At 61.6% G+C, this 13,674-nt stretch carries 13 protein-coding genes; 2 read left to right on the top strand and 11 right to left on the bottom strand.

Going from position 1 to position 13,674, the window contains the following annotated elements; translation table 11 throughout:
- The 9 genes from pgaB to H096_RS16805 all read right to left on the bottom strand — a co-directional run bounded on the left by pgaB (position 1) and on the right by H096_RS16805 (position 12,165).
- On the bottom strand, positions 1 to 1,998 hold the full coding sequence (pgaB, locus tag H096_RS16845; protein WP_033900130.1) for a poly-beta-1,6-N-acetyl-D-glucosamine N-deacetylase PgaB: 1,998 nt from the start codon (positions 1,996 to 1,998) through the stop codon (positions 1 to 3).
- 12 nt (positions 1,999 to 2,010) lie between these two features.
- A complete protein-coding gene (gene pgaA, locus H096_RS16840; RefSeq protein WP_033900128.1) occupies positions 2,011 to 4,491 on the bottom strand; it encodes a poly-beta-1,6 N-acetyl-D-glucosamine export porin PgaA in 2,481 nt (826 codons plus the stop codon).
- 300 nt (positions 4,492 to 4,791) lie between these two features.
- Positions 4,792 to 6,288 carry a YdgA family protein gene (locus H096_RS16835; protein WP_033900126.1) on the bottom strand — a complete coding sequence of 499 codons (1,497 nt, stop codon included), beginning with the start codon at positions 6,286 to 6,288 and terminating at the stop codon, positions 4,792 to 4,794.
- 145 nt (positions 6,289 to 6,433) lie between these two features.
- Complete coding sequence (locus tag H096_RS16830; protein WP_033900124.1) at positions 6,434 to 7,066, bottom strand: hypothetical protein; 633 nt, start codon at positions 7,064 to 7,066, stop codon at positions 6,434 to 6,436.
- A gap of 81 nt (positions 7,067 to 7,147) precedes the next feature.
- Positions 7,148 to 8,590: an efflux transporter outer membrane subunit gene (locus tag H096_RS16825; protein ID WP_033900123.1), complete on the bottom strand. Its 1,443-nt coding sequence runs from the start codon at positions 8,588 to 8,590 to the stop codon at positions 7,148 to 7,150.
- A complete protein-coding gene (locus H096_RS16820; protein WP_016976684.1) occupies positions 8,587 to 9,477 on the bottom strand; it encodes an efflux RND transporter periplasmic adaptor subunit in 891 nt (296 codons plus the stop codon). Before H096_RS16820 ends, H096_RS16825 begins: the two co-directional genes overlap by 4 nt.
- Entirely contained in the window at positions 9,474 to 9,683 is a 210-nt protein-coding gene (locus tag H096_RS16815) for a DUF1656 domain-containing protein (protein ID WP_010214247.1), read from the bottom strand. Before H096_RS16815 ends, H096_RS16820 begins: the two co-directional genes overlap by 4 nt.
- Positions 9,680 to 11,758: an FUSC family protein gene (locus tag H096_RS16810; protein WP_033900122.1), complete on the bottom strand. Its 2,079-nt coding sequence runs from the start codon at positions 11,756 to 11,758 to the stop codon at positions 9,680 to 9,682. Before H096_RS16810 ends, H096_RS16815 begins: the two co-directional genes overlap by 4 nt.
- A complete protein-coding gene (locus H096_RS16805) occupies positions 11,755 to 12,165 on the bottom strand; it encodes a MarR family transcriptional regulator (RefSeq protein ID WP_033900120.1) in 411 nt (136 codons plus the stop codon). The genes H096_RS16810 and H096_RS16805 overlap by 4 nt, the downstream gene beginning before the upstream one ends.
- 294 nt (positions 12,166 to 12,459) lie before the next feature.
- Between H096_RS16805 and H096_RS16800 the strand changes: the two genes are divergently transcribed.
- Together H096_RS16800 and H096_RS33325 are read left to right on the top strand one after the other, a co-directional pair.
- The gene (locus tag H096_RS16800) at positions 12,460 to 12,738 is read left to right on the top strand and encodes a hypothetical protein (RefSeq protein WP_033900182.1); all 279 of its coding nucleotides are present in this window, start codon (positions 12,460 to 12,462) and stop codon (positions 12,736 to 12,738) included.
- Positions 12,735 to 13,028, top strand: coding sequence for a type II toxin-antitoxin system RelE/ParE family toxin (locus H096_RS33325; RefSeq protein WP_082461616.1), 294 nt, complete (start codon positions 12,735 to 12,737; stop codon positions 13,026 to 13,028). Before H096_RS16800 ends, H096_RS33325 begins: the two co-directional genes overlap by 4 nt.
- Before the next feature lie 4 nt (positions 13,029 to 13,032).
- On the opposite strand, the gene H096_RS33945 is transcribed toward H096_RS33325, so the two are convergent.
- A complete protein-coding gene (locus H096_RS33945; RefSeq protein WP_156717491.1) occupies positions 13,033 to 13,185 on the bottom strand; it encodes a hypothetical protein in 153 nt (50 codons plus the stop codon).
- A gap of 28 nt (positions 13,186 to 13,213) precedes the next feature.
- Positions 13,214 to 13,630: a hypothetical protein gene (locus tag H096_RS16795; protein WP_033900118.1), complete on the bottom strand. Its 417-nt coding sequence runs from the start codon at positions 13,628 to 13,630 to the stop codon at positions 13,214 to 13,216.
- Positions 13,631 to 13,674: the final 44 nt, after the last annotated feature.

Here is a 13,674-nt window from a genome sequence, read left to right as displayed (position 1 = left end):
TCAAGGGTTCCATTGGTTGGAAAGGGCCGGACGCACAGTCTTCAGGTCCGGGGAGTTTTCCAGGAAGTTGTCCGGGTAGTAGCCAAAACTCGTGACACCCTGGCGCTTGAGTACACCCATCCATTCAGCCATCTGCTTGGCGTTGATGTCCGGTGCGGCCTGGGTGCGCCAGTCTTTGGCTTGCAGTTCAAACACGGTGCGCTCCATGGCACCGGGGCGCGCCTTGACCGTGGCGACCAGCTTCTCCAGCCAGGCATTGGAGTTGCTGTACTCCTGGCCTTCCATCAGCGGCATGGCCATGGGCGCGGTCCAGTCATAGGTCTGCAGGAAATCATCCAGGTTCTGCGCAAACCAGGCTTCGCTGCCGGGGTTGAGCATCGGCTCGGCGAAGATATTGCGCGCGGTCAGTATTTGCGGCCCACCGATGGCGCGGACCTTGGCAGTCAGCTCCTTGGTGAAGTCGATCAGGTAGCGGCTCTTGAAGCGGGTCCAACGCTGCATCACGGCCGGGTCGGCACGCAGCGCCTCAATGGTGTTCGGCAGGCCGGCGGCGGCATAGGCCTTGAGCGCGGCGGGGCTGGCATCTTCGAAATCGTTGAACACCGCATCGTCGTGGTACAGCACGCCGTCGATGGCGTTGTTGCGCGCCAGGTCCTCGTAGATCTCACCGATAATCTTGCGCACCTGCGGGTCGAACGGCGACAGGCGCTTGTACTGGTCCGGGTCGAGGCCGACCTGGCCGGTTTTCGGGTCCCAGCGCGTTACGCGGGGCAACTTGGGGTCGAGGGCGAAGCTGAGAACCGGCATCCACGCATACACGCTGGCATGGGCACGGGTGTGCAACTGCCAGGAGACGCGGTTGAACAGGTCGGCGCGTACCGGCAAGTGGCGGTTGGGGAAGTACACCGAATGCACCAGGCCGTCACCCTTGGGATCGGCGAAGGCTTGCAGGAACACAGTGCCCGCACCCATGTCCACCACGCGCTGCACAAGCTGGTCGAGGTTGCGTGCCTGTTGAGCCGGATCCGGGTCGTAGACGTTATCCAAGTCCACATGCAACACGCGCATCGGCGCCTTGGCTTGCACCGCGACCATGCTGTTGGCGAAATGCTCGCCATCCGGGTCGGAGGCGACCAGGAAGCGTGGGCTGTTCATCAGGTCACTGGAGCTGTCGAGGCCATCTTCCAGGGTCAGGGCCATCTGGTAGCCCTGCTCGCCAATGATCGCCAGCGAAGTGCCTTTGGCGGCACCGTAAGGCCACACCCACACCCGTGGTTTCTTGCCGGTAACCTTTTGGATCTTGTTGGAGATCGCTGCAACGTCAGCACGCATCCGCGCATCGAACTGCGCCTGACTTTCATAGCGCCCGGTGGCAGGATCAAAACGCAGCGAGGTCGCCGCCGGCTCCAGGTTGCCCTGGGGGTTGGCCAGGATGCCCTTGTGGTTGTTGTCGGTGTGCGCGGCGATTTCCACCAGGCCCGATTGGGACACTTCGCGGATCTGCTGCCAGGTCAGGAACTCGCCACGCGGCCGTGGCTGGCCGGCGAAGTCCACCGGTTGGTTCATCGGCGTGTCGATCCAGTAGCCCACCGGCGCCAGCAGGGCCGGCCAGCGATAGGCACGCAGGATCGGCATCACACGGGTGTAGAAGCTCGAATAGCCATCGTCAAAGCTGAGCATGATCGCCTTGGGCGGCAACTCAGGCCCACCGTTGCGGGCCGCCAGGATCTGGTCGACGCTGACCGCCTTGTAGCCGTTCTCGCGCAGCCAGGCCAACTGCTCGATCAAACGCTCGGTGCGCACGGCCACCACCGCCTGATCGGGGTCGCGATCCTCGACGTCGTGGTAGGCAATGCCCAGGAAATGGTTTTTCGGCCACGGCGCTTCGTTGGCCGGGGTCGGCCGCTCGGCGGGTGGAGTGAAAGGCGCGGGTTGCTGGGCACAGGCACTGGCCAGCATTACGCCCAGAATCAACAAGCAACGGCTGAGGACGGTCATGGTCAGGCTCTTCTAGAAACGGTAAGTGAGGTCGACGAGCAGACGCAGATCGCGTTCGCGATCACCGTCGTAAGGTCGGCTGATCAGGCTCAGGTTGGCGCCGGCTTCCAGCACATCGTTCCAGCGATAGCGTTGGCCGTAGCCCACCAGACCGATGCCACCGGTGGAATAATCCTGCTGGCTATAAGTACCCGCACCGACCTGGAACTGCTGACTCCACTGGGTCTCGTAGCGGTGATAGAGCACATGATTGATGTTGAGGACAGGCAACACGGTGAAGTCTGACTTCGGATTGAAGTAGATCGTGTCCTCCTTGCTGTTGCGGCTGGCACCCACTTCCAGGCCCAGGTCTACTTGCACCTTGGGCGAGCTGTAGAGGCCTTCGCGGCCGCTGAGCAAGGCTTCGAAGCGGTCGTTGCCGTCGCTGAAATGGGACGGGCTGAGGGTCAGTTTCCACTCGCGGCTTTCATTGGCGCGCCAGCGGATAAAACCGCTGCCGCCGTTGGCCGTGATCCCTTCATTCAACGCCCGCAGCGGTGTGGTGGACAGCAGGTAGCCGAGGCTGCCGCCGTATTGCCAGTTATCGTTGATGTCGCGGGCAATCGACACGGCGGCGCCTTGTTTGGAGCCATCGCCGTAGGAGTGGTTGGAGACCTCGGCTTCAATGGTCATGTCGCGGGTACGCCGTTCTACGCCAACGACTTGCCAACGGTGGTGACCGGTGCCTTCTTCAAAGTCGGCAGTGGCATAGCCGGCACCGGCGAACACGCGCCAGTCTTCGTCGATGGGCGGCGTGTAGATCCGGCTTTCAATGCCCCAGTCACGGCTACCCGAGACGGCACCGGCATCGCCGTTGTTGCCGCCGCCGAAGCTTTTACCGGTGTAGGCCTCGACCCGCAGCTCGGCCATGTCGTGCACATCGCGCAGGCGACTGAGGCGCTGCACTTGGCGATTGTCGGGATTACGGGCGACCACGTCGTCGGTGAGGATGTCGAGTTGACGCCATTCCTGCAGGTCCAGGGCGGTGAAGCCCTGAGACATTTCCAGGCCGATGTCACGCGGGCTTTGCGCTTCGGTTTCCTTGAGCGATTGCTCGGCGCGCCGTGGCCAGTCGCGGGCGCGGTACATCTCGGCTTGCGCCAGGCGCAGGCCGATGCTGCCAGGCGCCTTGCCGACCAGTTCTTCCAGGGCCTTTTCGCTGGACGGCAGGTCGGAACCATAGGTGCCGGCCTGGGCGGCCAATTGTTGGGCGTCCATCCACTCATCGTTAGGGTTGCCGATGGGCAGCCCCTTGAGTTCAACCCGGGGTTTCTGGCTGTCGGCCAGGTTCTTGGCGACGGCCCGCGCTTCGTCCACCTGGTCGTTTTCGAGCAAGGCATAGAACAAAGCGGTGCTGTCTTCAACGCGGTCGCCCACGTCCGCATCGGGCGCGCTCAGCGCTTGGCGATACAACGGCGCCGCCTTTTCCGGCAGGCGCTGGTCGAGGTAGGACGCGGCCACCCAACGCACCGCATAGGTGGGCAACTGCACACCTTCGGCCTGGAGGGTTTCGTACTCGCGGATCACCTCGGCGGTGCGCGCCCGCGCCTTGAGCGCACCCAGGCGATCGATACGCCAGCGCACCACGTCGTCTTTGGCCGTGGGGTCCGGGGTCCAGCGGGCGAGGAGTTGGTCATAGCCCTGCAAGGCGCGATCGGCGATGACGTAGCGTTCTTTCTCGGTGCGCGTGGCGAACTCGGCCATGCGCACGCGCTCGGCGGCCAGGTCGCCTTCCAGGCGACGTTGGGTCACCGGGTCGACAAGACCGGGGCGTTGGGCAGACAGGCGCAATGCAGGTTCGGGCAGACGTGCCTTTTGCAAGGCAACGACGTATTCGCGGGCTACTTCCGGCTTGTCGCCTGCGCGGACAAACGCCTGGTCGAATTCGTGCAGCGCGTCGTACTGCAAGCCCGCGCGGGTCAGCGCATAGCCCAGGGCCATGCGTCGATTCGGATCATCCGGTTTGGCAGCCACCAGCGCGCGAGCGCGTTGTACCGCTTCGCTGGCTTTGCCGCCGTCAGCCTGGGTAAGGGCCAGGCCCAGTTGCAGGTCGACATTGCTCGGCTCCCGCAGCAACGCCTTGCGATAGACCGCCTCGGCCTGCGCCCACTGCTTCTGGTTGCGATAAGTGCGCGCGACCGTGGCCAGGGCCTGGGCGGTCAAGTTGCGATTCTGACCCTGTGCCTCATACACCTTGAGCACTTCGGCATCCTGGCCGGCCCAACCGGCAATCACCAGGTGGTCGCTGATCTGGCCTGGCGTCTGGCGCTCGGCAGGCAGTTGGCGCAGTTGAGTCAAGGCGGGTGTGAAATTGCCGTTGCGCGCCTGGATGATCAGGGCGTCATAAGCCGGGTCGGCCATGGCGAAGGTGGGCATCAGCAACTGGCTGCACAAGGTTACCCCGATGAGCAGCCGTAACCGGCCTGAGGCACTGAGTGGGAGGTTTCGCAGCATATCGTGAGCTTCCTTACACACGGAAAGCTGTAACGATAGGTGGTCCTGAGCAATTTGCATCAGGGTGTCGGCGTCTCGTGACCCGACCTAGCTTTCCTGTATGAACTATCCCCGACGCCTGTATGAAAAATGACAATTCATAACAATTGTTCAGAATTGCCCTACAAATCTGAAAAACCAATGGGGGAGCGGCCTTGCCTGCGATGAAGGGTGGCTAATCGACATGAGTGCCGGCCTTTTGACCCTTATCGCGGACAACCCCGCTCCCCCATTAATTATTTCTGGGCGATGGCGAAATCTTTACTGCGCGCCGCCGACCGCACCGACCTTGGACATCACAAAGCCGATGAACTGCTCGACGGTCATCTTCTGGCCGTTGAAGGTCACTTCATTGTTGGCGTAATGCAGCTTGGAGACCACGTCGCTGCCGACCAGCGTTGCCAGCTGTGTGCCGACCGCCATGCCGCTGACCATCTCGCTCGCCATCTGGGATTGCTGCTCGATGGCTTTAGGGTCGGTCACACCACCGACCTGCGCTTGCAGGGCGGCAACGTCAGCGATCATTGGCTTGGACAGGGTCAGGTTGGCGTCCAGCAGCGAGACCATTTGCTTGCCCAACTCAACCGGTGGCAGCTCCATGGAGGTCGGCTTGGCCAGGTCCAGCACCAGATTGAACTTGCTTTCGCCGTGGGTGGTTTTCAGCGACAGGTTTTCCAGCGCCAGATGCGGCTTGGCGGCCAGCAATTGGTTGACGTTGGCTTCTGCCAGGGTCTGCTCGGCTTCGGTCAGTTGCAGCTCAGGCACCGGTTGACCGGCGGCGGCAGCGGCCTGCACCGGCTGCATTTTGTCTTGATACAGCTTGGTCAGCACCAGGCCGGACGGCACGTCGATGTTCTTCAAGCTCAGGGCCATGGCAGCAGAGCCGACTGGTTTGCCCTGGTAGCCGATCTCGTCGATCTTGTAGTCGACGCGACCGGACATGTTGTTGTCCTTGATTTCGCTGGTGTCTTTCTGCTCGAAGCCCTTGAGGGTCAGCACGGCTTTCTGCGGGCCGAAGGTAAGCTTGGTATCGCTCAGTTCTACGGTGTTCTGCCCGGTGTAGAAGCCGAAGGTGGATTTTTCCAGGTTGCTGGCCACGGTCAGGCCGGCGAGCTCGGCGTTGAACGGCGCGCCATTGGCGTCGACTACGTCCAGCTTGAGGCTGTTCATGTAGCCATCCACCTTGACCTTCTTGCCCTCGGCGGTGCTGTCGAAGTCCAGGTTCAGGCCGGAGAAGCTCACCGAGGAGGTCTCGTCCTTGAATTCCAGCGGCAGCAATTCGAGGTTGCCGGTGACCGAACGGCTGTAGCCGATATTGGCCACGCCCTTGAGCGGCGACACGTCTTTGGCGGCGGCGAACCATTTTTCGGTGGTGGCGTTTTTTTCCAGCTCATAGTGACTGGTGGCCATGACCGGCAGCCACTTCAGCGACACCAGGCGCGAGAACGGCAACGGGCCGTGTTCGATATGGTCGACAAACAGCAGCTCGGGGTTCGGGTTCTGCTCGCCGAAGAATGAGCCCTGGCCCTTGAGGCGGTAGTGCGCGGTGCTGCTGAACAGGCCACGGTCCAGGGACACCAGCTCCAGGGCCACGGTGCCGTCGACGCCAGCCATGGAACGTTGCAGTTCCTTGTTGGCGTCTTGCACCGCCGTTTGCAGCACCGGCTCCAGCTGCTTACCGGTGTACCAGGCACCGCCTGCACTGACAACGCCGACGGCGACAACGAAACCCAAAAGAACAACGGCTGGCTTATTCATGAAGTGACCTGATCAAATCCTGTGAGAAGTGGGCTGTCTTCCTTGAACCCATAAGGGTTGGCTCAAGCCCGCCAAAAGCGGGGGAAGATTAGCACTGGCGGCCGCGAACGGCCCAGCTTTTCAGAGGGATCAGATCAGCACTAGTTCAGGAATACTCCAGCTCAATTTCATCCAACTGGTGGTCGAAACTCTTCAGGCGTGCCGTCCAGGTGTACACCAGCACCTCAAACTCGCGGTGTATCACGGCATTGCCGGGGGTGTCGGCCTTGGGGTCGCAGAAGTCCAGTTGGTAGCGCTCGCGGGCCATTTGCGTGGCCACGTCGGACAATTCCCGCGCGTTATTCAGCCAGTGCCTACCGTCCGCGACTTGCTGATCGAGTGCCACGCACTGTTTTTTCAGGACTTCGAGGCTTTTTTCCAGGGGCGTGCCGGTCAGGTCGCCCATGACCTCCTGAAAGGTGCGCCCCGGTTGCCAGTAGCTGCCCCAGAAGTAGCGGTCGAACACGGTCTCAACGCGGCGCAACGCGACCTTGGTGTCCCAGATCGCCACGCGAGTCTTGCCTTGTTCGAGGAGTTTTTTCTTCACCCGTTGGTTCTGGTAGGAGGCCCAGGCCACGACGCCGATGGAGAGGGTGCCGATCACCAGGCATGCGCTGTCGAGAAACACCATCGCCTTGTCGAGTTGGTGAGCCAGCATGACGCCGTAGAAATAAGCAGCCGATAACAGCACCAGTGCGAAGAGCACGCACCAGAAAGCGGGAGCATAAGGGTTTTTCATTATTGGAATCCCCATGAGCAAACGCGAGCAGTGTCAGGCGAATCGTCACGGCGATCCGCCTGTCAAAGCATAGCTATTTGCTCAGGGTTTGCTGGCCGGCGCAGGTTGCGTTCGTCCGCTTTCCCAGCCGCCGCCCAGTGCCAGGAACAGGTCGATCTGGCTCATGGCAACCTGGGTGTTGGCGGCGGCCAGTTGCGCGAGCACATCGGTGTAGGTGCGGGTGGCTTGCAGGTCGGCCAAGAACGACGCACGGCCGGCCTGGAAGAAGCGGTGGGTCTGGTCTGCGGCTTCGCGGGCAGACTCGCCCGCTTCGGCCAGGGCGTCGCGGCGTTGCAACTGCGCGGTGTATTGCGCGAGGCCGGTTTGGGTTTCGCGGATGGCGTTGAGCACCACACCGTCGAAATGCGCCAAAGCGCCCTGGGTCGCGGCCTCGGCTTCGTGGATACGGGCGCGGGCGCCGTTGGTCGGCACCGACCAGCTGATCAGCGGGCCAAAGCCCCAGCGGTTGGTCGCCGGAGTGCCCAGGTCATCGAGAATCCCGACAGTGCCCACCGTGGCGCCGATGCTGATGTCCGGGTACAGCGCGCCGGTGGCCACGCCGATACGTGCAGTCGCGGCGGCGAGTTGGCGTTCAGCCTGGCGCACATCCGGGCGACGCTTGAGCAGGGTCGCGCCGTCGCCCACCGGCAGCAACTGGGCGATGTGCGGCAGCTCGGCGCAGCTGGCGGTGCCCACCGGCAGTTGGTCCAGCGGCTTGGCCAGCAGCATCGACAGGCGGAACAACCCGGCCTGGCGTGCCGCTTCGTAGCGTGGCATGTCGGCGCGCAAGGATTTGTACTGGGTCTGCGAACGGGTCACTTGGGTTTCATCACCCCGCCCGGCGTCACGCAGGCGCTGGGTGAGCTGAGTGCTCTGGGCTTGCAGGTCGAGGGACTCGTTGGCAATCGCCAGTTCTTCGTTGGCCGCGCACACCTGGGTGTAGGAACGAACCACATCTGCCACCAGGGTGATACGCGCGATGTCGGCAGCCGCCTGGGCCGCGTCGGCACTGGCCTGGGCGCTTTCGATGCCGCGCTGCAGGGTGCCGAACAAGTCGAACTGGTAGGACGTGCTGATGCTGGCGCTGCCAATATTGGCCACTGGGACTTTCTCTGTCAGCAGAAAGGCTTCGCCCGACTCTTGCAGGCGCTGGGCCTCCGCCTTGGCGCCGGCGCTCCAGCCGCCTGCGGACTCCGCTTCCTGGGTCTGGAAACGCGCGCGTTGCAGGTTGGCGGCGGCCACACGCAAGTCGGTGTTGGAGGCCATTGCCTGGCGCACCAGCTCGTCCAGGCGCGGGTCTTTATAGAGCTTCCACCAGTCCGCCGGCACCGGCGCCGACACAACGTTGTTGCCCTCGCCCGCAATCTGCCCTTGCAGGTCGCCACGGTTGACGGCGGCTTTATCCGGCAGCGTGTAATCCGGCCCCACCACTTGGCAGGCCGACAGCAGCAAACCCAGCGCGGCGGTCGCCAACAGCTGCTTCATGGCTGGTCTCCGTCTTTAACCTTATCGCCGATGATCGAGACGGTAGCCGTACGCCCGGCGATCATGCGGAAGTCCGCCGGCACATCATCGAAGGCAATGCGCACCGGAATCCGCTGGGCCAGGCGCACCCAACTGAACGCCGGGTTGACGTTGGGCAACAGGTTGGAGCCGCTGCTGCGGTCGCGGTCTTCGATACCGGCGACGATGCTCTGCACATGTCCGCGCAGGCGGGCGTTGTCTCCGATCACACGGATGTCCACCGCCATGCCGACGTGGATGCCGTCGAGCTTGGTCTCTTCGAAATAACCATCGATATGGAAAGAATTGCTGTCCACCACCGACAACACTGGGCGCCCGGCGGTGACGAATTCCTGGGTACGCGGCGCACGGTCGTTGACGTAGCCGTCCACGGGGCTGCGGACTACCGAGCGGTCGAGGTTGAGCTGCGCAGAATCCACCGTTACCTGCGCTTCGGCCAGGGCCGACTGGGCACGGGCTACGCGGGACTGGCTTTCTTCCAGTTGCTCGCTGGGCACCAGGTTGCCGAGACCGCGGTTACGTTTGTACTCGCGCTGGGCCTGGGCCAGGGTTTCCTGGCGGTCGGCCACGGCGGCCTGGGCTTGGCGCAACGCCAGCTTGAAGCGGTCCTGGTCGACAGCAAAGAGCACTTGGCCCTTGGTCACCAACTGGTTGTCGCGCACGTCCACGCGCTGGATCAGCCCGGACACATCCGGCGCGATCTGCACGATGTCGGCACGGATGTGGCCGTCACGGGTCCAGGGGGCAAACATGTAGTACATGACCATGCGCCACACCACGACGACCGCAAACGTCACGATCAACAGCGTGAGGACTACACGGCCGATGGTCAAAAAAGGTTTTTTCATGTCATCAGGTATCGACTGAGTGAGTCCACCGCGCCCAGCAACAGCGCGTAGAGCCCCACATTGAACAATGCCCGGTGCCAGACCAGGCGATAGAAGTGGAGCCGGGTCAACAACCCGTGCACCACCAGGAACAACACGTACGTAATGCCCATCAGCACCAGCAGCGTGGGCAGGAACACCCCGCTGATATCCAGATCACCGATCATAAAGGCGCTCCATCAGGCAGCGGCGCTTCCATCTCGGTGCCGCCAATAAATTCCACGCCCGGCAGCAGCGACAGGCGCAAGCCCGCCAGCGCATGCAGCAGATGCAGGCGGGTGTCGTCTTCGTCTTGCAGGCCCTGGCCGTTGAGGGCGCGGCGCGTACGGTCCAGGGTCATCAGCAGACCGCTCGGCGCGGGCAAGCGTTCACCGGCCTTGAGGCACGCTTTGAAGTAACCGCCCACACCTTCGACGACTTGGTTGAGCAGCACCCGTGGCACGCCGAGAATGCGCGGCGAATAGGCGAGCAGATCAAGCAGGTTCAGCGCCACGCGCAAATCGCGCAGGGCGGTGCCGGTGTCCTGATTGATCAGGGCCAGGCGCGGCAGGTGCTGCATCAAGCGGTCAAGCATTTGCGCGGCCATGTGCCGGTGTTCGGCCAGGGTCGCGGGCTCGGTGAGGCTGACGATGTCGCGCCAGCTGAAACGCGTCAGGCGCTTGGCCGCCAGCTCGGCGCCGAAGGGCCGCGCGATCAGCGTCCACACAAAGGCGAACAGCAAACCCACCGGCCCCGCCAGGTTGACGTTGGCGAAGTTGAGAAAGTCGGCGTCATAGGCGCCCTGGATGCTGATGAACGACGAGGTGTTCACCAGCGTCAGCAACATACCCAGGTAAAAACGCGGCTGCACGGTGAGCGTGCCGATGCAGATAAACGGCACGGCGAACGCCAGCGCCAGCATCGGAAAATCATGCAGGTTGGGCAGCACCAAAAACAGGTAGAGACTGGCGAACAGCACCGACATGGCGGTCCAGAAAAAGAACCGGTAGATCTGCGGCGCCGGGTCGTCCATCGAGGCAAAGAAGCTGCAGGCGACGGCGGCCAGGATCACCGCGCTGCCGCCGTCGGTCCAACCGAGCAGGATCCACAGCACCGAGGCAACGATAATCGCGGTAACCGTTGAAAACGCCGAGTAGAACATCAGGCCACGGTCGAGGAACGGCGTGAGCCGGCCCAGGCGCCAATGGCGGTAGACGGCGCGCCAGGTGTCCTGGCTTTCGCACTGGATGGCGGCTTGCAGGCTGCGGCAGTCTTGCCACAGGTCAATCCACTCTGCGAGGCGGTAGAGCGCGTTGGAGAACAGCAGCGTGTGCCGGTCGTCCAGCGCTTCGCCCTGGGGTTGAGCGGCGTCGACCTTGTCGCGCAGCACGCGCCAGCGTTCCAGGGGTGCTTGCTCGGTAGTGCTTTCCAGCCAAGCGCTGGCTTCTTCCAACAAAGGCTTGAGCTGATCAAGAAACTCCGGTGCGCGATGCTCGATGGCGTACACGGCATCATCCAGCGCATCGATGACCGGCAACAGGTGGATCATGCGCCCGCGCAGTTCCTTGGTGTTGCGCACCGTCTGCGGCCGGGCGCCTTCGTGGGGCAACTGGCCGATCATCAATTCGAGGGTGTTGAAGGTAGTGACCATGCCGCCGCGCAAGGTGCTGATTTCTTCAGGCTCAACCTGGCGCGTCAGAAAGCGTTGGCTGTAGACCTGAGCGTCGGCAAACCACTTGGCCACCGAGCCATCGAATACCGGCATCAGGCGGCGCGGCCAGAACATCGCGCCCACTACCGCTGCCACTGCGATACCCAGGAAGATTTCTTCGGTGCGCGCCTCGGCCACATCCCACACCGCCAGCGGGTTATCCACCACCGGCAAGGCGATCAGTGGCAAGGTGTACCCGGCCAGCATCAGCGCGTAGTTGTTGGCGGTGCGCAGGTGCATGGACAGAAACAACAACGTGCCCGTCCACAAGGCAATCACCACCACCAGCAGGTAGGGCGATTGCACGAACATCGGCACAAAAATCACCGCCGCCGCGGCGCCCATGAACGTGCCGATGGCGCGGTACAACGCCTTGGAACTGGTTGGGCCGACAAACGGGCTGGAAACGATATACACCGTGGCCATCGCCCAGTACGGACGCGGCATTTGCATGAGCATGGCGATGTACAACGCGATCATCGAGGCTGCAAAGGTGCGCACCCCGTAGAACCAATCACGGGCGGGCGGGAAACCGGTAAAAAATCCGTTCAAAGCGACGCCGCCTCGAAGGCGCGCAGCACTCGCAGCGCGGCTTCCATATCGCTGTGGGGAATGTCGGCCAACACTTCCTTACGCAGGCGCACCAGCTGCACTTCCACCGCTTGCACCAGCTCACGGCCACGCTCGGTCAGGCTCAGGGCCTTGGCGCGACGGTCATGCACGTCTTCGGTGCGGCACACATAACCGTCGGTGCACAGGCGGTCGAGCAGGCGCACCAGCGACGGGCTTTCCATCCCCGACGCCTGGGCGACCTTGACCTGATGCACACCATCGCCCAAGCGGCCGATCATCAACAACGGCACGGCGCAGGCTTCGGAGATGCCATAGCTCACCAGCGTGGTCTGGCAGATTTTGCGCCAGTTACGGGCGCCCACCACCATGCTGCTGCTGAGGTTCATCTGGAGTTGTTCGAGGGATTGAGGCACTGGATAGTTCGCATACAGTTAGTTTGCTAACTATCAATATGGTGGATGGATCCAAATGCGTCAAGTTTTGAAACAATTTAGCGGATGGGTGGTGGGGGGTTGGGGTAAGTAAAGCGGGTTTGGGCGCGGGTGCCGGATTTTGATGAGAAGCGACGAGGGTGCAATCGGCCGAATTGCTCTAAACCGTTAGTCGCCTCCTGCCTGACCTCACTTCTATTGGTAATTACGATGTATATACTTTGTACATACCATTTCGAGACCTCAACTGTGACCAAATTAGCCGTCTTCACTATGAAACTGGAATCAGAGTTGCGCGACCAATTCATGGCAGAGTGCGAAGCCTCGCATCGCCCGGCGTCGCAAATCGTGCGGGAAATGATGCGTCAGTTTGTGCAGTCTCAACAGGAGACACGGGAATATGACGAATTCTTACAACGCAAAGTAGATGCCTCGCGCGCGTCCATTCGGGCAGGCCGAGAGATTTCCAACGAAGACCTGGAGGCCGAATTTGCAGCGAGGCGCGCTCAAGTAGATAACCTTGAATGAGGGTTACCTGGACGCCCGAGGCCGGGCAGGATCGTCGAGAAATCTGGGATTTTCTATTCGATAAAAACCCGCAGGCCGCTGCCGACATGGACCGGCGTTTTAGCATCGCAGCAGCTGGCTTGGCCCAAAACCCGGAAATAGGCCCCTCAGGTCGAATCTCTGGAACGCGCGAGGTCATTCCCCATCCGAGTTACCGGCTCGCTTATCAACTTGAGCCAAACGTGGTGAGGATTGTGGCTCTGGTGCATACCGCTCGCCAGTGGCCTCCAGAAAGTGGCGTACCCCATTGATGCCTCAAGCGAACGGAGGCTGATTGGCGAACGCCATCACCTCTTTCATCAGTTCCTGACAGAGCGCCGCAGCAGGTGGTACATGGCTGACACCCGTTTCGTGGAGGTAAGCCCATTGGATGGCGCGATCCATCATTTCTGGAGGCAGGGTTACCATGAAAGATCTGGCGCGACAGACAAAAGCATCACCTTTTTCTGCTCCATCGCCACACGCTCCAGACTTTTAGAATCTCCGAAGCGCCGATCAAGCCAGCCATTAACGGCAGGCTGTAATGCGGGGCGATTCGAGCGCCTACTAACAGTAGTGAAACGGACGGAATAACAAGCACAAGCCGTAAAGGCGTTTGGAAAAAGACAAGCCACCAGACTGATCTTTTTTGAAAAAAAAACATCGCGCACGATGCAAATATTGACACGTGTAAAATCAACGCCAACACAAACATATACAGTTGCACAACACTATGCTCCTGCAAAACAGTTGACGCGTTTACTACGTCAGTCAAATACGGGATTCTGTTATTTAAAAAACTATTGATTGAGTACCAAATGAGATAAATCGCATCCATCGCTCCCCACAACAGCCAAATTCTACGACGGCTCATTTTGTTCCACCCTTTATCTCATACGCCTCATCCTGCGTAACTGG

Origin of the sequence: Pseudomonas sp. FH1, from assembly GCF_000510895.2 — a bacterium.
Classification (GTDB): domain Bacteria; phylum Pseudomonadota; class Gammaproteobacteria; order Pseudomonadales; family Pseudomonadaceae; genus Aquipseudomonas; species Aquipseudomonas azotoformans_A.
This window is presented reverse-complemented; position numbering and strand designations above follow the sequence as displayed.

Coding starts and splice junctions, on each gene's coding strand:
- H096_RS33945 (WP_156717491.1), bottom strand. CDS start 13,185: ATGGTAACCCTGCCTCCAGAAATGATGGATCGCGCCATCCAATGGGCT.
- pgaB (WP_033900130.1), bottom strand. CDS start 1,998: ATGACCGTCCTCAGCCGTTGCTTGTTGATTCTGGGCGTAATGCTGGCC.
- H096_RS33325 (WP_082461616.1), top strand. CDS start 12,735: ATGAGGGTTACCTGGACGCCCGAGGCCGGGCAGGATCGTCGAGAAATC.
- H096_RS16820 (WP_016976684.1), bottom strand. CDS start 9,477: ATGAAAAAACCTTTTTTGACCATCGGCCGTGTAGTCCTCACGCTGTTG.
- pgaA (WP_033900128.1), bottom strand. CDS start 4,491: ATGCTGCGAAACCTCCCACTCAGTGCCTCAGGCCGGTTACGGCTGCTC.
- H096_RS16815 (WP_010214247.1), bottom strand. CDS start 9,683: ATGATCGGTGATCTGGATATCAGCGGGGTGTTCCTGCCCACGCTGCTG.
- H096_RS16830 (WP_033900124.1), bottom strand. CDS start 7,066: ATGAAAAACCCTTATGCTCCCGCTTTCTGGTGCGTGCTCTTCGCACTG.
- H096_RS16805 (WP_033900120.1), bottom strand. CDS start 12,165: ATGAACCTCAGCAGCAGCATGGTGGTGGGCGCCCGTAACTGGCGCAAA.
- H096_RS16795 (WP_033900118.1), bottom strand. CDS start 13,630: ATGAGCCGTCGTAGAATTTGGCTGTTGTGGGGAGCGATGGATGCGATT.
- H096_RS16835 (WP_033900126.1), bottom strand. CDS start 6,288: ATGAATAAGCCAGCCGTTGTTCTTTTGGGTTTCGTTGTCGCCGTCGGC.
- H096_RS16825 (WP_033900123.1), bottom strand. CDS start 8,590: ATGAAGCAGCTGTTGGCGACCGCCGCGCTGGGTTTGCTGCTGTCGGCC.